The sequence below is a fragment of the Pseudoalteromonas sp. JSTW genome (assembly GCF_013423925.1).
GTDB lineage: Bacteria > Pseudomonadota > Gammaproteobacteria > Enterobacterales > Alteromonadaceae > Pseudoalteromonas > Pseudoalteromonas lipolytica.
Map to the genome: position 1 here is coordinate 2714366 of NZ_CP058972.1, position 22068 is coordinate 2736433.

23 protein-coding genes are annotated in these 22068 nt (G+C 41.7%); 8 read left to right on the plus strand and 15 right to left on the minus strand.

The genetic code is table 11. The annotated features are described in order from the left end of the window. Positions 1-19 precede the first annotated feature (19 nt). The 4 genes from GZH31_RS12265 to GZH31_RS12280 form a co-directional block, all read right to left on the minus strand. Entirely contained in the window at positions 20-181 is a 162-nt protein-coding gene (locus GZH31_RS12265; RefSeq protein WP_074989046.1) for a YqaE/Pmp3 family membrane protein, read from the minus strand. 165 nt (positions 182-346) lie between these two features. Then, complete coding sequence (locus tag GZH31_RS12270) at positions 347-1576, minus strand: ammonium transporter (RefSeq protein ID WP_036966432.1); 1230 nt, start codon at positions 1574-1576, stop codon at positions 347-349. A 9-nt stretch (positions 1577-1585) separates the two neighbouring features. Beyond that, on the minus strand, positions 1586-1924 hold the full coding sequence (locus tag GZH31_RS12275; protein ID WP_036966429.1) for a P-II family nitrogen regulator: 339 nt from the start codon (positions 1922-1924) through the stop codon (positions 1586-1588). A 172-nt stretch (positions 1925-2096) separates the two neighbouring features. Further along, on the minus strand, positions 2097-3335 hold the full coding sequence (locus GZH31_RS12280) for a diguanylate cyclase domain-containing protein (RefSeq protein ID WP_036966426.1): 1239 nt from the start codon (positions 3333-3335) through the stop codon (positions 2097-2099). 243 nt (positions 3336-3578) lie between these two features. On the opposite strand from GZH31_RS12280, the gene GZH31_RS12285 reads away from it, so the two are divergent. The 5 genes from GZH31_RS12285 to serA all read left to right on the plus strand — a co-directional run bounded on the left by GZH31_RS12285 (position 3579) and on the right by serA (position 8340). Further along, complete coding sequence (locus GZH31_RS12285; RefSeq protein WP_036966423.1) at positions 3579-5096, plus strand: S10 family peptidase; 1518 nt, start codon at positions 3579-3581, stop codon at positions 5094-5096. A 117-nt stretch (positions 5097-5213) separates the two neighbouring features. Beyond that, positions 5214-5765 carry a hypothetical protein gene (locus GZH31_RS12290; RefSeq protein ID WP_180311046.1) on the plus strand — a complete coding sequence of 184 codons (552 nt, stop codon included), beginning with the start codon at positions 5214-5216 and terminating at the stop codon, positions 5763-5765. 13 nt (positions 5766-5778) lie between these two features. Further along, complete coding sequence (locus GZH31_RS12295) at positions 5779-6375, plus strand: 5-formyltetrahydrofolate cyclo-ligase (protein ID WP_180311047.1); 597 nt, start codon at positions 5779-5781, stop codon at positions 6373-6375. Positions 6376-6442: 67 nt separating this feature from the next. Then, a complete protein-coding gene (rpiA, locus tag GZH31_RS12300) occupies positions 6443-7096 on the plus strand; it encodes a ribose-5-phosphate isomerase RpiA (protein WP_065978661.1) in 654 nt (217 codons plus the stop codon). A 14-nt stretch (positions 7097-7110) separates the two neighbouring features. Beyond that, the gene (serA, locus tag GZH31_RS12305) at positions 7111-8340 is read left to right on the plus strand and encodes a phosphoglycerate dehydrogenase (RefSeq protein ID WP_036966411.1); all 1230 of its coding nucleotides are present in this window, start codon (positions 7111-7113) and stop codon (positions 8338-8340) included. A 337-nt stretch (positions 8341-8677) separates the two neighbouring features. Here serA and GZH31_RS12310 read toward each other — a convergent pair whose 3' ends face one another. Then, positions 8678-9367, minus strand: coding sequence for a hypothetical protein (locus GZH31_RS12310; RefSeq protein WP_065978663.1), 690 nt, complete (start codon positions 9365-9367; stop codon positions 8678-8680). 326 nt (positions 9368-9693) lie between these two features. After that, positions 9694-10092 (minus strand): hypothetical protein, encoded by a 399-nt coding sequence (locus GZH31_RS12315; protein WP_036966403.1) that lies wholly within the window; start codon positions 10090-10092, stop codon positions 9694-9696. A gap of 867 nt (positions 10093-10959) precedes the next feature. Between GZH31_RS12315 and ltrA the strand changes: the two genes are divergently transcribed. Next, positions 10960-12432 (plus strand): group II intron reverse transcriptase/maturase, encoded by a 1473-nt coding sequence (ltrA, locus tag GZH31_RS12320; protein ID WP_065978664.1) that lies wholly within the window; start codon positions 10960-10962, stop codon positions 12430-12432. A 210-nt stretch (positions 12433-12642) separates the two neighbouring features. On the opposite strand, the gene GZH31_RS12325 is transcribed toward ltrA, so the two are convergent. After that, the gene (locus tag GZH31_RS12325) at positions 12643-13578 is read right to left on the minus strand and encodes a mechanosensitive ion channel family protein (protein WP_180311048.1); all 936 of its coding nucleotides are present in this window, start codon (positions 13576-13578) and stop codon (positions 12643-12645) included. A 135-nt stretch (positions 13579-13713) separates the two neighbouring features. Then, positions 13714-14493 (minus strand): peroxide stress protein YaaA, encoded by a 780-nt coding sequence (gene yaaA, locus GZH31_RS12330; RefSeq protein ID WP_180311049.1) that lies wholly within the window; start codon positions 14491-14493, stop codon positions 13714-13716. Between the two features lie 221 nt (positions 14494-14714). On the opposite strand from yaaA, the gene tal reads away from it, so the two are divergent. Both tal and GZH31_RS12340 read left to right on the plus strand, forming a co-directional pair. Beyond that, positions 14715-15665 (plus strand): transaldolase, encoded by a 951-nt coding sequence (tal, locus tag GZH31_RS12335; protein WP_036966394.1) that lies wholly within the window; start codon positions 14715-14717, stop codon positions 15663-15665. 189 nt (positions 15666-15854) lie between these two features. Then, complete coding sequence (locus GZH31_RS12340) at positions 15855-16043, plus strand: DUF3545 family protein (protein ID WP_036966391.1); 189 nt, start codon at positions 15855-15857, stop codon at positions 16041-16043. A 30-nt stretch (positions 16044-16073) separates the two neighbouring features. On the opposite strand, the gene ung is transcribed toward GZH31_RS12340, so the two are convergent. The 7 genes from ung to cobT are packed head-to-tail and all read right to left on the minus strand — an operon-like array spanning position 16074 to position 22067. Next, positions 16074-16745, minus strand: a complete 672-nt coding sequence (ung, locus tag GZH31_RS12345; protein ID WP_036966388.1) for a uracil-DNA glycosylase — start codon at positions 16743-16745, stop codon at positions 16074-16076. Continuing rightward, complete coding sequence (locus GZH31_RS12350) at positions 16742-17563, minus strand: cobalamin-binding protein (protein WP_230235595.1); 822 nt, start codon at positions 17561-17563, stop codon at positions 16742-16744. Before GZH31_RS12350 ends, ung begins: the two co-directional genes overlap by 4 nt. Positions 17564-17600: 37 nt before the next feature. Beyond that, positions 17601-18200: a cob(I)yrinic acid a,c-diamide adenosyltransferase gene (cobO, locus tag GZH31_RS12355; RefSeq protein WP_036966385.1), complete on the minus strand. Its 600-nt coding sequence runs from the start codon at positions 18198-18200 to the stop codon at positions 17601-17603. After that, positions 18200-19684, minus strand: coding sequence for a cobyric acid synthase (locus GZH31_RS12360; protein WP_180311649.1), 1485 nt, complete (start codon positions 19682-19684; stop codon positions 18200-18202). Before GZH31_RS12360 ends, cobO begins: the two co-directional genes overlap by 1 nt. Next, entirely contained in the window at positions 19684-20211 is a 528-nt protein-coding gene (gene cobU / locus GZH31_RS12365; RefSeq protein ID WP_075594420.1) for a bifunctional adenosylcobinamide kinase/adenosylcobinamide-phosphate guanylyltransferase, read from the minus strand. Before cobU ends, GZH31_RS12360 begins: the two co-directional genes overlap by 1 nt. After that, the gene (locus GZH31_RS12370; protein ID WP_180311051.1) at positions 20208-21002 is read right to left on the minus strand and encodes an adenosylcobinamide-GDP ribazoletransferase; all 795 of its coding nucleotides are present in this window, start codon (positions 21000-21002) and stop codon (positions 20208-20210) included. Before GZH31_RS12370 ends, cobU begins: the two co-directional genes overlap by 4 nt. 3 nt (positions 21003-21005) lie before the next feature. Beyond that, positions 21006-22067, minus strand: a complete 1062-nt coding sequence (gene cobT, locus GZH31_RS12375) for a nicotinate-nucleotide--dimethylbenzimidazole phosphoribosyltransferase (protein ID WP_180311052.1) — start codon at positions 22065-22067, stop codon at positions 21006-21008. Between the last annotated feature and the right edge of the window lies 1 nt (position 22068).

Sequence of the window (22068 nt, forward strand, 5' to 3'; positions counted from 1 at the left end):
AACAGTCACTTAAACTCGGTTAGCGTGTACACAACCAAAGTGAGTGAATGACAGCGGGGATGAAAAAGATAAAACACAAAATAATATTGATGATTAAATCTTTACCTACGCCCGCTTTCAGAAATACCGCAACAGGCGGTAAAAATAACGATAAAATGATTAGTAACAGTTTGTTATCCATGTTTTTCCCTTTTTAGTTAAGTGTTATCAGCATAGTCAATAAAACCACCTCTCGCCTATAAGAAAACACTTATTTTTAACGCAAAAAAGCTCTACCAATAGTAGAGCTTTGATTTGAACACACAATGATATTATTTAGCGTGTGCGCTGGGCACACGCATTAAAATTAGTTACTGCGAACTGATACAAACTCAGGGTAAGCATCAATACCACAGTCATGTTGATCCATACCGCTTAGTTCTTCTTCTTCGGTAACACGGATACCCATGGTATTTTTCAGAATTGCCCATACGATTGATGACGTGATGAACACAAAACCTAAGATACACACTAAACCAATTAACTGATTAACAAAGGTTGCATCTGAGTTTGATAAAGGCACTAACATGATACCTAATGCACCACACACACCATGAACCGAGATAGCGCCAACTGGGTCATCAATTTTCGCTTTATCAAGTGCAACAATGCTAAACACCACAAGTGAGCCACCTAATAAACCAAGTAAACATGCTAGCAATGGAGAAGGTGACGCTGGCTCAGCTGTAATCGTTACAAGACCTGCTAATGCACCATTTAGCACCATTGTTAAATCGGCTTTACCCCATAACACTTTACAGACAACCAATGCGGCAATTGCACCACAGGCAGCGGCAGCATTTGTATTAAGGAAAATTTTACCTACAGCGGTGGCGTTTTCAGCATCAGAGATCAGCAGTTGTGAACCACCGTTAAAACCAAACCAACCCATCCACAGAATTAATGTACCCAGTGTTGCCAGTGGTAGGTTTGAACCTGGAATTGGGTAAATTTCACCGTTTTTACCGTATTTACCTTTACGAGCGCCTAAGAAAAGAACCCCTGCTAATGCTGCTGCAGCGCCTGCACCATGTACAATGGCCGAACCTGCGAAATCAACAAAGCCCATTTCTGATAAGAACCCGGCACCCCATGTCCAATAACCTTCAATTGGGTAGATAAAACCAGTTAGAATAACCGCGAAGATTAAGAATGCCCATAGCTTCATACGCTCAGCTACGGCACCCGATACAATAGACATCGCCGTTGCAACAAATACCACTTGGAAGAAAAAATCAGATTCTAAAGAGTGATTAGCATCTGACGCCTGCGTGCCAATTAAAGCACCAAACGAAGGAACAAAACCCCCTTCTGCGTTATCAACATACATAATGTTGTAACCCACCAGTAAGAACATAGTGCAAGCAATAGAGAACAGTGCAACGTTTTTAGTTAGTATTTCTGTTGTATTTTTTGCACGAACTAAACCTGCTTCTAACATGGCAAAACCAGCTGCCATCCACATGACTAATACACCCGACATTAAAAAGTAAAATGTGTCGAGCGAGAACTTCAACTCTACTATCGTGTTTTCCATAAATCCCCCTTAAATTGCTTCTTCGTCTAGTTCGCCCGTTCGGATACGAACAATTTGGTCTAGGTCGTAAACGAAAATTTTGCCGTCACCGATTTTGCCTGTTGAAGCAATTTTTGTGATGGTATCAACGACGCGTTGACAATTTTCGCTACGCGTTGCAATTTCAAGTTTGATCTTTGGAATAAAATCGACTTGGTATTCAGCTCCACGATATAGTTCAGTATGACCACGTTGACGGCCAAAGCCTTTAACGTCGACAACTGTCATCCCCTCAATGCCTAAATCAGCCAACGCTTCACGTACATCATCAAGTTTGAATGGCTTTATTATTGCACTAATCATTTTCATAGTGGCCCCCTTCGGACGCTTATTGTTATCCTGTTGGTTTATGTAATCCAACCTTTGTGCCACTATTTTTTATTAAATAATTTCAATAAGTTAAGAGATAGCCACGACGTTCAAACAAAAAAAATGCACCCTCATGGTGCATTTTTTTAACAATTTACCAGCACTGGTGCACTTAATTGGACTGTAAGCTAACCACGCAATTACGTTGTTGCTGTTTTGCCTGATATAACGCTTTATCTGCTAAGCGCATAGCACCAGTCAGTGATACTTTAGAAAATGGCGTAATCCCTATACTCATGGTTAATGAATAAGGCTCGCCATTGATAGAAAACGCGTGCTCGGCCAGTTGCTCTCTAAAGGTATTCAACCTCAGCTCTGCTTTTTCAAGCCCCATATTGTCCAGCACAACCGCAAATTCTTCGCCGCCAATACGTGCAATCGTAAAGTCATCAAATTTTGTTTTTAAGAATGAAGTGACCTGTTTTAATGCTTGATCGCCCGCCTCATGACCAAACTGATCATTAATATTTTTGAAAAAGTCGATGTCTAATAAGGCAAGCACATTGTCTTGCTCAACATGTTTCAGTACTTTTTCTGCATATTGATAAAAATAACGACGATTATACAAACCCGTTAAGTGATCTCGGTATGCGCTTTCTTTTATGTCGGCAATTAAAGCGAGTTGCTCCATGGTTTGCATAACACGGCAATGGAACTCTTCGTTCATAAAAGGTTTTGTTAAGAAGTCATTTGCACCATATTTGATAAAGCGTGCAGATAAGCCGTGTTTGCCCGCCCCCGATAACCCAATAATGGCTAAATCATCACGGCCTCTAAAATTACGTACCGCTTTAACAAGTTCAAAACCGTCCATTGTTGGCATGGCATAATCTGTGAGCAACAATTTAATTTCAGGATCGTCTTTGAGCATTTGCAATGCTTGTTCACCGTCGTGGGCATCACTTACTTCAAACAACTGTTTTTCGAGCATTTGTTTCATTAACGTGCGGCTAAGTACAGAGTCATCAGCAACCAACGCCTTACAACCATGATTACGCAGTAACTGCGCAACGAGTTTAATAGCGTAGTGATAAGAGTCTCTATTATCTTTCACAACATAATCAACCACACCCAACTCTAACATTTGTTGGCGAATGTATTCGTCAATCTTTGAGGTTAAAACCACTGTTGGGATATTTTTTGATAGTGTGTATTTAGCCACCTCACCATTCATCGCGTCGGGCAAGGTTAAATCGACCAGCGCCAAGGTATATTCATGCTTAGCAATTAAGGAAATGCCTTCTTTTAGAGACCACGCAAAGTCGACATCCACATCTAAATAGTGGGCAGCCAAGTGACGTAACACCTGCTGTACTACTTTACTGTCTTCAACCACTAACACTCTTTGCATCGCAACTTCTCTTTTATAAGCATGTATTACAAATCATAAAACTTGCTAAATATACGTTATTTTTCAATTTAGCTAAATATTTAACCAAACTATCTTTAATAAAAAAACGCGCTTTTTGGTATTTTCTCAGCCATTCTCATTATTTCTCTGTTTAACGACTAATATTGGTGACTAGTCTCAATAGTTTGTCATCGCGCGCGCTTTTCTTTTTAATGACTGCAATTCGAATAATAAGGAATCAACATGAAACTCGTTAGTTTTATTGGTTTGTCTGTAACCGCCCTAACATTGACCTTTAGTACGCCTAGTTTTGCTGAGAACGAACGTCGTATCGACGTAGACAGCAATGTCGTGACTGAACACAAAGCACGTATAAACGGTGAGCGCTTCTCTTACACTGCAACCACTGGGACCCAGCCTGTTTGGGATGAACAAGGAAATGCCGTCGCCACGTTACAATACACCTATTATCAGCGCGATAAAGTAGACGATCGTACAAAGCGCCCGCTGGTGTTTTCGTTTAATGGTGGACCGGGCTCTGCGTCAGTGTGGATGCACCTTGCTTATACTGGACCACGCGTATTAAAAATTGATGACGAAGGTTACCCTGTGCAACCTTATGGCGTTAAAGATAACCCATATTCAATTTTAGATGTTGCAGATATTGTTTACATCAATCCCGTGAATACAGGGTACTCTCGCGTATTAGAGAACGAAAAAGGCGAACTACCAAGTAAATCTGATCAACAAAAAATGTTCTTTGGTGTTAATGCCGACATAAAATACTTAGCGGAATGGTTAAACACCTTTGTATCGCGCAATGAACGCTGGCGCTCACCCAAATTCTTAATTGGTGAAAGCTATGGTACAACCCGTGTTTCAGGCCTAGCTCACGAACTACAAAACCGTCAATGGATGTATATCAACGGCGTTATTTTAGTCTCACCAACTGAAATTGGCATTAAGCGCGAAGGCCCTGTAGAAGCAGCTAATCGCTTACCTTACTTTGCAGCAACCGCGTGGTATCACAAAGCTTTAAGTGCTGATTTACAAGCTAAAGACTTAGATGAGCTACTACCAGAAGTTGAAGACTTCACGGTAAATAAGTTCCTTCCAGCGATTGCTAAAGGGGGCTTTTTAGCGGCTGATGAAAAACGCGCTATTATCAAGCAAGCAGCTAAATATGCTGGCTTATCAGAGAAATTTGTTGAGCAAAACAACCTTGATATTCCAACTGATTTTTTCTGGAAAGAGCTGCTACGTGACCGCGGTCAAACGGTGGGTCGTTTAGATTCACGCTACTTAGGTATCGATAAACGCGATGCGGGTGAATCACCAGACTACTGGGCAGAGCTCACGTCATGGTTACACTCATTCACACCCGCAATTAACTACTACCTACGTGAAGAGTTAAATTACAAAACTGATATCAAATACAACTTATTTGGTAATGTTCACCCTTGGGACCGCTCAGGTAATAACACTGGCGAAAACCTGCGTTTAGCAATGGCACAAAACCCGTACCTGAATGTCATGATCCAATCTGGTTACTATGATGGTGCAACAAACTACTTTGACGCTAAATACACAATGTGGCAGTTAGATCCAAGTGGTAAAATGAAAGATCGCTTAAGCTTTAAAGGCTACCGCAGTGGTCACATGATGTATTTACGTCATGCCGACCTTGAATCATCAAACAATGACTTACGTGAATTTATTTTGAAATCGCTGCCGGCAGAAGGCAAAGCCGCCAAATACTAATCACGCAAAGTAAATTCCAAAAAGAAAAAAGCCCGTTTTTACGGGCTTTTGTTTATCCATTGATCTATTTAGGTTTATACTTTCAGCCATACACTCTAGAGATTTGGAAATCACAGCATGGCAGAAAAATTTCGTGTGATGTTTGCCGGGCTTGAATCAGGCATAGATCAAACACAAGCGACTGAGCAACTTGCCGCAAAATTAAAAACCAGCACAGACAAAGTTGCAGGGCTTTTTGAGCACAAACCTTTGTTTGCTCCGAGCGATCAAGAAAAAGCACTTAAGCAAGCTAAACTACTGGCCAGTGTTGGCATAAAAGCTAAATTACAACCAGTTAGTCAGCAGCCTGCGAGTATTGGCCTTGACGCAAAGCAACGTGATGAGCGTATTTTTGATGCGCTTGACTACATAACCAGTAGTCTTATTCGCTTAGAAGAAAAGCTAGACGACCTTGAGCAACGGCTCCCTGAACTTGAAAACAGCAGTGAACTAAGCAGCACCGATAAATGGCAAGAAGAAGATTTGCTTGATGAAGAAGCATATTGCGAACCTGTTAAAAAGCGTTCAAACACCCTGCTCTATTCATTGATTGCCATGGTGGTTGTGTTGTTAATTGCGCTGGGTATTGTGGAACTGTTTCCTGACCTATTCTCATTTTTAGAAAGTTAATATACATATTGACATGAGCAACATACGAGCAGAAATAAGACAATCTATTCGCAAAAAGCGTAATTCTCTTAGCAAAGAGCAACAAAAAAATGCAGCAATTGCGCTGAAAATGAATTTTACTCAACACCTAAAATCATTAAATACATCCCAAAATCCCCGTATAGGCATTTATTTTAGCAATGATGGAGAACTAGATACCTCATTGTTAATTAAAGAATTATGGCACAAAAAAGCGCCCCTTTACTTGCCTATAATCCACCCGTTTAATGGCACTACTTTGTACTTTCAAAGGTATGAAGAAAATTCACCCATGACTGCAAATCGCTATGGTATCTTGGAGCCCAAGTTGAATTGCAGTCAAATATGTCCTTTAGACAAGCTTGATATTTTATTAATGCCACTCGTGGCATTTGATGATCAAGGTAACCGTTTAGGTATGGGCGGTGGGTTTTATGACAAAACATTAGCACGATACTACCAAGAGAACTGGCAAAAGCCGATATTAATCGGTCTGGCGCATCAATGTCAGCATGTGTCTTCTTTACCAATAGAATCTTGGGATGTTCCGCTAAAACACATCATCACCCCAGAGAAAATCTACCAATGGTAGCACTTCTCTCTGTATACTATGAACACTTGAATAAGTATCTCTCTGACAGCCAACTGAGCACATAATTATGACGCAAGATGAATTAAAAAAAGCCGCTGCCTGGGCAGCACTCGAATTTGTAAAAGAAAACACCATTGTTGGTGTTGGCACAGGTTCAACAGTAAATCATTTTATTGATGCACTAGACACGGTAAAAGACACCCTTGTGGGTGCTGTTTCAAGTTCAGAAGCTTCAACTGAAAAGTTAAAAGCACTTGGTATTGAAGTATTTGAGCTTAATGATGTGCAAAGCCTTGATGTTTATGTTGATGGCGCTGATGAAATCAACCCACACAACGAAATGATTAAAGGCGGTGGCGCAGCGCTAACACGCGAGAAAATAGTCTCTGCGGTAGCAAAACAATTTGTATGTATTGTTGATGAATCAAAAGAAGTTGAGACATTAGGGGCATTCCCACTGCCAGTTGAAGTAATCCCAATGGCTCGCAGCTACGTTGCTCGTGAACTCGTAAAACTTGGGGGTGATCCAGTGTACCGCCAAGGTGTAGTGACAGACAACGGCAACATCATTTTAGATGTGCATAACCTTGATATCAGCAATGCCAAAGAATTAGAGCTAACAATCAATCAGATTGTTGGGGTAGTTACAAACGGCTTGTTTGCCCATCGCGGTGCAGACAAAGTTATTATCGGCACCAAAAATGGGCCGCAAATCAAGTAAATAGGAATGAGGATATGAGTAAGGTATCGTTAGCAAAAGACAAAATTAAAATTCTCTTGCTGGAAGGCGTGCACCAAAGTGCTGTAGAAACGCTAAAGCGTAATGGTTACAGTAACATTGACTACGTGAAAACGTCCTTACCTGAAGACGAGCTCATTGAGCGCATTAAAGATGTGCACTTTGTTGGCCTTCGTTCTCGTACTCATATTAATCAAGCGGTATTAGAAGCAGCTGAAAAGCTTGTTGCAGTAGGCTGCTTCTGTATCGGTACAAACCAAGTTGATCTGCAAGCTGCACGTGAGCGTGGTATTGCTGTATTCAACGCACCATTCTCAAACACGCGCTCTGTTGCAGAGTTAGTGCTTGGTGAAATCTTATTACTTCTTCGTGGTATTCCACAGCGTAACGCCCTCGCTCATCGCGGTGGTTGGTTAAAATCAGCCAACGGTTCATTTGAAGCCCGTGGTAAAACGTTAGGTATTGTTGGTTACGGCCACATTGGTACACAACTCGGTATCATGGCTGAAAACATCGGTATGAACGTAGAGTTCTTTGATATCGAAGACAAACTATCGCTTGGTAATGCGACACAAGTACATAACCTTACCCAGTTATTGCAACGTGCCGATGTAATTAGCTTACACGTACCAGAAACGCCGCAAACTAAAAACCTAATTGGCATGGCTGAGCTTGAAGTCATGAAGCAAGGCGCGATTTTAATCAATGCCTCACGCGGTACAGTGGTTGATATTGATGCGCTTGCAGAAGCACTGAGCGAGAAAAAGCTAAGCGGTGCTGCCATCGACGTATTCCCTGTTGAACCAAAATCGAATGACGAAGAATTTGTTTCACCTCTGCGTGGTTTTGATAACGTTATTTTGACCCCACACATTGGTGGCTCAACGCAAGAAGCACAAGAGAACATTGGTATTGAAGTTGCGGGTAAACTTGCTAAGTATTCAGATAATGGGTCAACAATTACAGCCGTGAACTTCCCTGAAGTATCACTGCCTGAACTCGCTAACCGCAGTCGCTTATTGCACGTACACCAAAATAGACCCGGCGTGTTAACGCAAATTAACCAAGCGTTTGCACAGCACGGTATCAATATCGCAGCACAGTACTTACAAACTGACGAAGCGATTGGTTACGTAGTAATTGATGTAGACACAGACCATTCAGAAGTCGCACTTAAAGAACTAAGTGCAGTTGAAGGTACAATCAGAGCACGTATCTTACACTAATCGCTCACACAGCGAATAAGCAAAAAGCGCAACCAGTTTGACTGATTGCGCTTTTTTGATGTTGAGCTTAAGCCACCCTCTCTCAGTTGATTTTGTGTGAAGATAAGAGCGGAGCGAAACCCAGCAAAGTAAGCCTCGCTGTAAGCCGTAAGTTTTAAGCGCCAAGTCAAAAATAGCTCAGCGTAGGCGTAAATTTATTTCGCGCGAGGCGGTTACTTATAAGTAACCAATACCAACCATTCTTGAGTAAACAGCAGATGGTAGTTCAAGCCAATTTTGGACAAAAGCATTTCATAACAGAAGGACGGCTCTGTGCCATTAGCTGTCGCTCACTGACTCATGCTTTACAGTATGATTCCCATTCTTCGAACTTAACTTGAAGGAAGCTTTCAATCTGAGGTATTAAATGCAGGTCGTGCGCCTGAACGTCATAAGTAAAGTAAAAATCTTTATATATGAAGCTTCTTTTGCATCTAAAGTTCATAGGCTTCTTGCCAATACAGCTTCCAATAAACCAATCATCAGGCATTGCATCTAGACGCGGATTAGGCGGGGTTTTAGCTAAACTCCACCACGTATCAATAAATCTTCTGTCGCCTATTTCATATAAATTTAAGCTTTCATTAAAATCTACTGCTGGCTCAGTTTTTTCTGTTTGGACATTCCATGCAGCTTCTGCGACACCATTTGGTTTTCCTATTTGATTTAGCCCCCAAATGATCCCTGTTATTTCATGTTTTAAATCAACGTTGTATTGGTTTATATGACTATAAGTATAACCAGTAATTGAGTCAGCTACTTCTTGTGCTGATATTTTATAAAGACCACCAGCGGCATTTTCATCTAGATCTTCATCATCAATAAACCAAAGATAAGGCACATTGACTATGAGTTCGTAGGATTTTGGAATGCAAAGCTTGGAGTTCGATACATTGACGATTCCATATTCCCTAAATGATTCTTTGACATAATTAAAGCCAATAAAAAGCACAAGTAATATTGCTAGATATTTAAAAAACGTTTTCATTGAGTGTGTAACAATCCTTGATACTGTTATTCTGTGAAACACGATAGGAAATCATTAAGGTAGCTTCCGCTTATCGCTCACAGCCGAATTTCGCATACATGCTATTAGCGGTCTTAAGGCCATCATTGAGTGTGAGCAGACGTTGAGTATAACGCATATTTGGACAGAAACGTTTTAGGTCGTCGGCTATTAGGTGAATTTCACATAAATATTTCTATAGAGCAAAACGCCCTGTTAATTGTCGGTTTACGCTTGGCTATAATTAGCGAAGAATGAGCGCCAGCCAAGCAGTAAAGCGTCCATTTTAAACAGCTTGTATGTACCGTTTACTCACCAGCCTTTATTTTGGGTAACTGAATTTGCAACATAACAAAAGCAGGAATGAGTGGCAAAAACGCTAACCAAGATAATTCAGAAACAACCCAAAACCAAATGAACCATGATTCTGCAGCAATTAGCAAAAGCAACTTTATGACGCGCTTAAAAAGCATTAGATCGCCCATAGCTGCTAACGGCAAACCAAAGCCTAGCGAGCCGACTGAAACTATAGCTGGGTGAATTGACTCGAATTCAGTATTTTGTATAACTGAAAAATAAAATTCGTAGCCATAGCTAAATAGCAAAGGGCTCAATAGACAAAACATCCAAACCGTGTTCCAGCTAGTACTACGCTGATGCTTAGAGTGGATTTTATTTTTTTCTTGAAGCTTGCTCAATGCATCCATTTAACTCAGTCTATCCCTAGGTATATAACATTTTATAGTGCGCTCGTCGCGCATCTTTGTGCCGATGTTACGCGCATGTATTAATGAATCTATTTTTAACAAATAACGTAATGCATTGCCAACTATAATATTTTTATTGACACTAAAGGTATTCAGAAAAAGAAAATACACTTGTCGCTCAAAAAATTAGTGGAATATCAGATTATGGGGTAGCGCCAATATCATTAGATGAATAAGACTGTATCTAATAGCTCAAAGCCAACCTATAGAGTAATTACGTTAACTCACTTTGGGGCGTGCGACGTGAAGTCGTATGAAGCGCTGTTCACCGCTTAATGAGTGAACCATCTGTATCACCAGATGATCCTAGGAGCCTGAATAAAGTAGCGGCTCTGACAATGTAACGAAGGTTGGTATGCGCCAATCGGGATCTTAATCGTGAGAGGACGATCCTCCTGATAACCACAAATCGGGTGAGTGCTAGGCAGTCAGTATGATGAACATAAGTGAATCCGCGTAAGGTGCGTTATATGATGAAACAGCGGAAGTGGTTAATACGCTGTAGCCAAAAGGCGCGAGAGTCGGAAAGAGATTGCCCCATGCTCTTTCGTGATCACTGAACTCTCCGCACTATAGCGGGCATCTAACCTGACATTGCGCAACATACGGAACACGGTAAGCCTGTATCACTCCCTTTGGGAAAGCTTATATAGCCGATAGTGATGCAGGTAGAGGATGTTGGAGAAAGCAAAGGCTGGATTGTAATGATGCAGATACAGACGTCTGTCTGGCACGAAAGTGAGCTGACTTCCGACTGGTCTTCCTTTGCAAGAGAATTTGAAGAACTTTATTCAAGGAGAAACGCAAATGATGATTTCAAAAGAGATTAGTGCCTCTCCTGACAGTGCTCAATGGCAATCCATAAATTGGAAAACTGTTGAGTCACACGTTTTAAAGCTTCAGATGCGTATTGCAAAAGCAACAAGAGAAAGTAAACACGGCAAAGCGAAAGCGTTGCAATGGATACTGACTCACTCGCATTCGGCAAAACTTCTTGCTGTTAAGCGAGTATCACAAAACAAAGGCAGTAAAACGCCCGGAATAGACGGCGTCATCTGGAATACGGATACGCGCCGCATGAAAGCAGTCAATCAATTGAGCAGAAAAGCTTATCAAGCCAAACCGCTCAAGCGTATCTACATCCCTAAGAAAAACGGCAAGCTCAGACCTTTGGGTATCCCGTGTATGGTCGATAGAGCGCTGCAAGCGCTTCATCTTCTCGCACTAGAGCCTGTGTCAGAAACACTTGCTGACCCAAATAGTTACGGCTTTCGGCGCAACAGAAGTACTGCTGATGCTATTGCTCAGTGTTTTCTCTGTTTGAGTAAAAAGCAATCCGCACAATGGGTTCTTGAGGGAGATATTAAAGCCTGTTTCGACAAGATTGGGCATCAATGGCTTATGAATAATATAGCTGTAGATAAACGAATGTTGGAACAATGGTTAAAGTCTGGTTTTATGGACAAAGGGCTGTTCTATCGCACTGACGAGGGAACACCACAAGGCGGGATCATATCTCCAACCTTGATGCTGATGACTCTTGCAGGTCTTGAGCAACGCATAAAGTCCACCGCACTTAAAAATGGGGCGAGAGCCAACTTTATAGGATACGCTGATGATTTCGTCGTCACTTGCACTTCAAAGGACGTGCTGGAGAACGATATCAAACCGTTGATTGCTGACTTCTTAGCACACAGAGGCTTAACGCTCTCCGAAGAGAAAACGCACATTACTCACATTAGCCGTGGTTTTGACTTCCTAGGCTTTAACCATAGGAAGTACAAAGGAAAGCTGCTCATTAAACCGAGTAAATCTAACACGTTAATATTTCTGAGTAACTTGCGCGAACTCACTAAAAAGCACGCAACCACCCCCGTTAACGATCTAATCAAGTTGATAAATCCGAAACTCAGGGGTTGGTCGAATTACTATCGCCATTGCGTTGCCAAACAAGTATTCGGATATGTGAGCCACAAACTATTTCTAGCGTTATGGCATTGGGCTAAAAGGCATCATCCAACAAAATCAAAAACTTGGATCGCCATGAAGTACTTTATCAACCGTCGAGGCCAATGGCAATTTCACGGTTGGCAGAAGAGCATGAATATGGATTGTCAGTTTAATCTATTTCAAATAGCTAAGGTGCCAATAGAGAGACATGTGAAAATCAGGAGTGAAGCTACGCCTTTTGATCCTTTATACCAAGAATACTTGGCAAAGAGAAAAGCAAAGAGGCAATGCCGCAACTCTTGGAATGAGCCTAATCTCGCTGCTTTATAAGTTGCTGGGTACCAATTAGGTGCCTTCGTGAAGGCTTGAGCCGTATGCAGTGAAAGTTGCACGTACGGTTCTTAGGAGGGCGACACTTGGTAACAGGTGTCGTCTATCCGACAGAATCGGTTTGGCTTGGTTAGACTGAGAATAAAACGGAAACAACCACCCGCTCACGTACACTTCCCTGTGTAAATCACGCCGGTGAGTCAGTAAATTTTACTTATCGGCTGGCTTTGCATCCGCGGCCTTATCTTGCTGTTTTTCGCTGATCATGGTGTTTAATTTTTCGCCGCCTTTAATACCAAAATCTAACGTGCGGATTGGGAATGGAATGGTCATATTAGCTTCGCTTAAGGCGTTTCTAACAGCCACAACAGCTTTGTGGCGTAAAGTCATAAAGTCAGCTTCACCGGGGTACTTAATCCAAAACCACACCAGTAAATTAATGCTGCTATCGCCAAAGCTTTCGGCGTACACGGCGGTCTCTTCTTGCTTGATCACAAAATCAAATTCATTGATTTTTTTAACGATAACCTCTGCAGCTTGCTCTGGGTCATCGGCATACGAAATACCCACAGGCACCTCAATACGGCGAACGCCTAACGTACTGTAATTACTAAGTATGTTTCTAAATAAAATTTTATTCGGTACGAGAATTAGTTGTCCATAAAAATTCTCGATAAGGGTGTTTCTGAGGTTAATCGCGCGCACTGTACCAAATACACTTTCCGTTCGAATGACATCACCTGCTTTAAAGGGTTTACGAATACCCATGGCAATACCTGCGATTAAGTTTTCGGTCATATCCTGAAAAGCAAAACCGATAGCAAGACCAACAATACCAGCACCTGCGAGTAATGAAGTCACGGTGCCTCTGAGGCCTAAAAAATCGAGCGCAACAAACAGCCCTACACAAAGAATAACCACTTTTGCAATAGACGACATCAAATCAGCAATTTGCGTTGATTCCAAAGAGCGACGTAAGATTTTACGCAGCATTGAGCCACACACTCGCGCTAAAAGCGAAAATAAAATGGTTATTATGATTGCGACGATGAAGTTAGGAATATGACTTATAACAATATCAATCCAACCACCAAGCTTCTCTTCAATGAGCTTTTCAGCTTCACTAACGGATGGAATTTTTAGCATGTTTATACCTTGTTATCTTATATTAACTAACTCGGTAATTTGCAAAATGAACGCCATGTTTAATCAGACAAATAAAAACCATAAAAAAAGCCGTGCATCGCACGGCTTTTAACACACTAAAGTAGGCTCTTTTTTCTAGTGCTGTTCTTCTCGCAGAAAAACAGGTTCGAGCTCTTTCGCGGTTGCATCGCTACTGAAGTAATAACCCGCTACTGTGAAATCTTTTAAATCACTCAATTGAGTAATTTTATTCTCAATAATGTAACGCGCCATCATGCCGCGGGCTTTTTTCGCGTAAAAGCTGATCACTTTATACTGGCCGTTTTTACAATCTTTAAAATGAGGTGTTATAATTTGTGCATTCAAGGCTTTTTTATCAACTGCTTTAAAGTACTCATTTGAAGCAAGGTTTACTAAGTACTTACTGTCTTGCTCTGCCAAGACTGTATTGAGTTTTTCGGCTATCACACTCCCCCAAAACTCATACAAGTTTTTACCGCGTGGATTTTCAAGCTTAGTGCCCATTTCTAGGCGGTAAGCTTGCATTAAATCGAGCGGCTTAAGCACACCGTAAAGGCCAGATAAAATTCGTAAGTGAGACTGTGCATAATCTAAGTCAGAGTGTGTTAACGACTGTGCATCTAAACCACCATACACATCTCCATTAAATGCAAGGACGGCTTGTTTTGCGTTTTCTGTTGTAAACGGCTGTGACCACTGTGCGAATCGCGCTGCATTTAAACCGGCTAGTTTATCGCTGATTTTCATTAAACTGCCAATTTGAGCAGGGGTTAAATCATGGCAAACTGACATTAACTCTTCGCTGTGCTCGAGTAATTCAGGCTGAGTGAATTTGTCGGTCGTGGCTGGTGTTTCATAATCTAAATTTTTTGCAGGTGAAATAACTGTGATCATAGATAGCTATTGACTTGTAATTTGTTTGATGTCAATTTCAACATTAAATGAATCAAAATGCACGTTTTGTTTCGCCCCGCCTTAATTCGCTGCATTTTCACATCTAATGCCTTAGTTTTCTTAGTTAAGGACATTTGACCTATTAAACACTGTCATAGTGTTGCAGCATTAAGGTGGCTATAATGGATTTTCTTTTAACTTGCTTGGAATGAGGAAAGCAAATGACTTCAGCACTACAAAGGCTTAAACAGCATTCATCTATTGTTGCAGATACAGGTGATATTGAAGCTATCAAAAAGCACCAACCAGAAGATGCAACAACTAACCCATCTTTACTTTTAAAAGCCAGTGAAATTGAAGCGTATAAACCTTATCTAGACAAGGCATGGCAATACGCAAAAGAAACAGAGCAAGATGCAGCCAAGCAACTTGAACTTGCTTGCGATTATTTTGCCGTATTAATTGGTAAAGAAATCAGCGAAATTGTACCGGGTTATATCTCGACAGAAGTCGATGCGCGTTTATCTTTCGATACACAAGCGACGATTGATAAAGCACATACTTTACTTAGTCTTTACGAAAAAGAAGGGGTAAGCAAAGATAAAATTCTTATTAAAGTTGCATCAACGTGGGAAGGCATCAAAGCTGCCGAGCAATTAGAAAAAGAAGGCACTAAGTGTAACTTAACGCTGTTATTCTCAGAAGCACAAGCACGTGCCTGTGCCGACGCAAATGTATTTCTAATTTCACCGTTTGTTGGCCGTATTCTTGACTGGCATGTAGCGAATGGTATGGAAAAACCGACTGATCCAATGCAAGATCCTGGTGTACAGTCTGTTCGTAGTATTTATGAATTCTACAAACGCCATGACTATAAAACAGTCGTGATGGGTGCAAGCTTCCGTAACACGGGTGAAATCATCGCGCTTACTGGTTGTGATAAATTAACAATCAGCCCTGCATTACTTGAAGAGCTTGGTGAGCTTACAGACGCACAAGAGTACTTACTTGAAAGCGACTTTACCGTTGAACCAAAACCAGCACCACTGACTGAAAGTGAGTTCCGTTGGTTACATAATCAAGATGCCATGGCGACAGAAAAACTAGCTGAGGGCATTCGCTCTTTTGCCGAAGCGCAGCTTGAATTAGAAGCACGCTTTAAAGCAATGTAATCTGCAAAAATCATTGTAAATGAACGCCACCGCTCTCGGTGGCGTTTTTGTTTATATACCATACAAAATTTTGATCTATTCATCTAGCAATCACATTCCTGTAACAATATCGTCACTTTTTTATTCTATTTTTGTCTAGCCTGTGGTATAGATATTTCCGAGGTTCAAAATAATCAATAGGAGAAGTTCATGGATAGCCTAGACGATATTTTAGAAATATTAGAAGGTCCTAGTACAACAAAAAAGACCTCTACAAAAAATAAAAAGAGAAAATGGCGCGAAATCGAAGCTTTGAAAGATAAGCACAGATTACGTAAAGAACTACAGGAGTTAGACTACTTTACAGACAGTATAGCGATTGATGAGCTAGACTTTTAAATCAAGGCCCGCAAGGGCCTTTTGTTTGCATTAAATTTTAGGAAGGTGCCAATTAATCGGTGTTTTATGCTGTTCGCTCAGTCGCTGATTAATCGTTGAAAAATGCTTACACCCAAAAAAACCTCGATGTGCAGACAAAGGTGAAGGATGTGGGCCTTGGATCACGTGATGACGCGATGTATCGATGTGTTTACCTTTCTTTTGTGCATGTGCCCCCCACAAAACAAACACAACTCCCTCACATTGCTGATTGATCAGTGCGATAACTTGGTCTGTAAACTGCTCCCATCCCAAATGCTTATGTGAATGCGCGTTTCCCTGCTCAACGGTCAGTACTGTATTCAATAAAAACACGCCCTGCTCTGCCCAGCTTTGTAAGTAACCATGCTCAGGTATTTCGAATCCGTCGATATCTGTGGCCAGTTCTTTATAGATGTTTTTAAGTGAAGGCGGCAGTTTTTTAACCTCAGGTTGCACTGAAAAGCATAATCCATGTGCCTGCCCTTCACCGTGATAAGGGTCTTGCCCTAAAATAACCACTTTCACATCGTTTAAAGGAGTGGCGTTAAAGGCTGAGAAAACCTGTTCTTCAGGTGGGAATACAACAACACCCGCAGCGCGTTTATCAGCAACATAGGTTAGTGTGTCTTGCATATAGGGCTTGGCTAATTCAGCCTTTAAAAAATCTTGCCAGTTGGTCATTTTGAAGCCTGTATTTGCTTTCTTGAAATGTCTATTTTACCACACATCTCGCTCAAGCCATCAAGCATGCGGGTTGTAAAGCGATGTAATAAATCAGCGTTAACACTTATAAATTGGTTATGCTGAACGGCCGGTAATTCAGGCCATTGTCGCCAATCTATTTGAGGTTGCGGCTTTTTCGATTTTTCATCGGGGATAATAATCACCTCGGGTTTACTTACCAGCACATTTTCAATACTGATACGCGGATAATCGGTTTCACTGTTTGCAAATACATTGTCAGCATGGCAAATCGTTAATAACTGATTAATCCATGTGTTACCCCCCACCGTCATCATCGGCTCTGGCCATAACTGATAAAACACACTCACTGGGAGTTTATCCTGCTGTGAAGCACGGATGGCAGCAAGCTTTACTTCAAACTCAGTGGCTACTCTATCGGCTCGCGTTTTTAAATGGGTTAACTCACCTAATTTACGTAACTCATCAGCCACATTATCCACTTGGTCTGGGTTACTGTAAGCAACCGGAATACCTAATTTCTCAATGTAAGCAAGATCTTCAGCTTTATTACCGGTCTTCCATGCAAGAACAAGATCAGGTTTCAGCGATAAGAGCCTTTCCATATTGATGCCGTAGTAACCACCCACTCGTTCAATTTCATTGGCTTGTGCAGGGTAATCGGCATAATCGACAGTTCCAACGATGCGATCTCCAGCACCAATTGCAAACAGGTTTTCGACTATATGCGGAGCCAAAGCAACGATACGCAGAGGCTCTTTAATTTCATGTGCGTAAGAAAACTGAGCCAACCACATCAATGCCCATAAGCAACTAAAGGTCAGTGCTTTCATATTAGTAATCAAACCCTTTTTGTGCCTTTATGCCAGCATCAAATGCATGCTTCACGTTACGTACTTCACTCACGGTGTCTGCAAGTTCTGTGAGTTTTCGGTGCGCGCCTCGCCCTGTAATAATCACTGATTGCATTGCAGGTCGCGAACTAATTGCAGCAATGACTTCATCTAAATCAATGTAGCCATAGGTAATCATATAAGTGATTTCATCGAGCATCACTAAATTAATAGACTCATCTTTTAGCATTCGTTTTGCTTCTTGCCATGTTACTTGCGCTGCCGCTGTGTCAGAGTCTTTATTTTGAGTCTCCCAAGTGAAACCCGTATTCATAATGACAAATTCGACGCCTGCTTTTTCGAGTAAATTACGTTCACCGCACTCCCAAGTGCCTTTAATAAACTGACAAACAGCTGCTTTCATGCCATGACCCACAGCACGCGCTACAGTACCAAAGCCTGAGGTTGATTTTCCTTTCCCGTTACCTGTAATGACCTGAAAAATACCTTGCTCTTTTTGAGCCGCGGCGATGCGCTCGTCTACTTTTTGTTTTACTTTTTGTTGGCGCTGTTGGTGCTTATCTTGGTTGTTTTCGCTCATTATTTTTCCTTACTAAAGGTGTCATAAATATTGATAATTTGCTCAATATCCATATGTTTTTCCACTACGTCTGCGAGTCTATTTAACTGCTGTTCGCGGTGTTGATTAAGATCGATAGGTGTCAATTTCGTCTCAGGCTCTAGCCATCTGACCAACTGATTTACTGCATCAGGTGTATCAAAAAGCCCATGTAAGTAAGTACCTGCTACTTGATTATCATCGCTAATAAAGCCGTCATGGGTAAAGCCATTCGGATGCTGTTCAAACGTTATAAAAGGCTGTTCAAGCGCTGGCCCCTCACTTATTCCGGCATGTATTTCATAGCCACAAACTTGCTGTTCGCTGCTGTTTAAATGCAATATTCCAGTTACTTGTGTCAGCACTTTTTGTTGGCCTAACTGAGTTTCAAAATTAGCGATTCCCAACCCTTTTGCTTCCCCTAATGTAGACTCGACAGAATGAGGATCGGCAATTCGCATCCCTAACATTTGTAGGCCACCACAAATACCCAGCACTTTGCCTGAGTAACGAAGATGGCGGTGTATTTGTTTGTCCCACCCTTCATTTTTTAGAAAGGCTAAATCGCTTAACACATTCTTACTACCTGGAATAATAATTAGATCAACATCAGGAATCGATTGTGTATGACGGACATAGTGAAGGTCTATTTCTGGTTGCAGTCTGAGGACATCGAAATCAGTGTGATTACTAATATGAGGTAAAAGAAGAACAGCAATGTGTAACTGTGGCTTAGCAACTTTATTAGCAATAGCCACGGCATCTTCGGCATCTAAGGCTAAATCATGTAAGTATGGCAAAACCCCCAAAACAGGTTTATTGGTGTATTGCTCAAGCCAATCTAAACCACTTTGTAACAGTGCTATATCACCACGAAAACGATTTATTACAAACCCTTTTACGCGCGCTTGCTCTGATTCAGATAACAACGCTAACGTCCCAACCAGGTGAGCAAAAACCCCGCCTTTATCAATATCGGCAATAATGATCACTGGGCAATCGACAGCCTCAGCATACCCCATGTTAGCAATATCATTTTCTCTGAGATTAATTTCTGCTGGACTGCCTGCGCCTTCAACAACTAATAGCTCAAACCGTTCGCTTAAGCGCTTTTGAGAGGTGAGTACAGCGTCCATAGCGACCTTTTTATAATCGTGGTAACTGCCGGCTTCCATATTTGAAAGCGCTTTTCCATGCACAATAACTTGTGCACCCGTATCGCTATTTGGTTTTAGTAAAATAGGGTTAAAATCAACCTCAGCGGGCACATTAGCTGCCACTGCTTGCAGTGCTTGTGCACGCCCTATCTCGCCTCCATCGGCGGTTACAGCACTATTAAGTGCCATGTTTTGCGGCTTAAAAGGCGCAACCTTAATGCCGCGTTTAGCAAAAATGCGACACAATGCCGCCACTAAAGTGCTTTTACCTGCATCAGATGTCGTGCCTTGCACCATAAGGGTTTTCATCATTGCTCCCTCTTTAATGTTTGTGCAAGGCCAGCAATAATAAACTCAACCCGAGCAACCTGCTTGGCAAGTGATTGGTGTAACCAACCCGAATGATCAACAAACTGGCGGCTCAATTCACCCAATGGCACAATACCATGGCCTACTTCATTGCTAACAAAAATAACCTCGCAGGGAAGCTCTTTAAGCACATCAAGTAGTGCTGCTTTTTGCTCTAGCCAATATGCTTCACCGTGCTGACATAAACAATTACTCAGCCAAAGTGTTAAGCAATCAACCAAAATACAGCGGTCTGCTTTGCCATGCTCTTTGAGCACTTTAGCCAATTGCAGTGGCTCTTCGATAACTTGCCAACGACCATCGCGCTCTAATTGATGACGTGCAATGCGTTCAGCCATTTCACTATCACCCGCATTGGCTGTCGCAAGATAAATAATCGATTTGCCTGAATTGCTAGCTAGTTGCTCTGCAAAGCGGCTTTTACCACTGCGTGCGCCACCTAAAATCAAGGTATGTGGTTGCTTCATAACATGCTCACTAAGGTTAAATATACAGCCAGCTCAGCAATTTGTTGTGCGGCACCTAGGCAGTCTCCGGTATAACCTGATAACTGTTTTTTGAACCAGTGAATTAATATAAAACGCGTTATAGTAAGTACAAGGATTACAGTGAAGATGTGCCAAATACTGAGCACTGAAAATAACCATGCGAAAAGTATCACTGCCCCGCCAGTCGCAAGCAGTATTTGGTAACTTTCGGTGCTTAAGTACATCGCAACGGGTTTTACTTTGCTGGTTGCATCGTGACTAACATAATCCATGTCAGCAATTAAACTCGTTGCGACAATTCGGCTTAAACTCTGCCCTAATAGCAACGCAATAAGTAGCAAATTTAGTGACTCAGACAACACAACTAAACTTTGAAACTTAATAAGCAGCACAATAATAAGCGCAGCCGCTCCGTAGGTTCCTAAACGGCTGTCTTTCATAATGGTCAGCTTATCTTCAACTTTCCAGCCACCACCAAAGCCATCCCACACATCTGCTAACCCATCTTCATGAAATGCCCCCGTCAAAATTAACCCTAAGGCCATAACAAGTGCCACGGAAATTGAAGCAGGAAAAAAGTAACTAAACACGAGATAACCTAAACTTAAAATCCCCGCAAGTAGAACCCCTACCAAAGCAAAATAGCGACTGGCTTGGTTCAATGCCGTCGTTGATACCTCAAAATTAAACCTCACAGGTATACGTGTTAAAAAACTAACAGCTAGCAATAATAGCTGCTTTTGAGAAGGCGATGAGTTGTGTGTATTCATTGCTTAAACAACCTGCTCAACATGTGCATCTGCAAAACTTGCCATTTCGTTATAAAATGCAAGCGATGATTGTAATAATGGTAACGCCAAGGCGGCACCACTGCCCTCTCCTAAGCGCAAATTAAGGTTTAATAATGGCGATGCGTCTAACGCTGCCAGCATGGCTTTATGTCCTTGCTCATCTGAGGCGTGAGCAAAAATCATATAATCACGTGCATGCGCGTTTATACGTGTCGCAACCAATGCTGCGGCACTGCAAATAAAGCCATCAATAACCACCACCATGCCTAATTCTGCCGCGGCTAAAATAGCACCTGTTATTTGAACTATTTCAAAGCCACCCAGCGCCGCTAATGTCATTAATGGATCGTTTAGATGCGCCCGATGCAAATTAACGGCTTGTTCAACAACCGCAATTTTTTTAGCTACCACCTCATCCGTTACGCCCGTGCCCTTACCCACACATTGAGCGGCAGGTAATGATAATAGAGCAGCCATTAATGCTGCCGCACTGGTTGTGTTACCGATCCCCATTTCACCGAATGCGACGGTATTACACCCTGTATTTTTTATTGCATTCACACGCTGCTTAGCAAACTTAAAGCCTTGTTCAACTTGCGCTGGCGACATCGCCATTGAGGTATTTATTGACTCAGTAATATGCCCTAAACGTTGATTATGAACACTAATATGATGCTGTTCTGACAAAGTGCCTGCATCAACGACCTCAAGCAGCCATCCAAGTTGACGACAAAATACATTAATTGCTGCTCCACCATGCGCAAAATTAGCAATCATTTGTGAAGTCACACTGCTTGGCGCAATCGAAACCCCTTGGCTAGCAACACCATGGTCACCTGCAAAAACGACGAGTGTTGGTGCGTTAATAACGGGTTTAAATTCATCTACAGCGTGCTCTGAGTTAAGAGATTGACTTAAAATGAGTGTCAACGTTTTTGCGCACTCTTCTAATTGACCAAGCGCTCCTAAAGGTTTGGTTTTAAGATCTATTTTTTGTTGAATTACAGATGCATACTGCGAGTTAAGAGGTGCGATATTAAACATG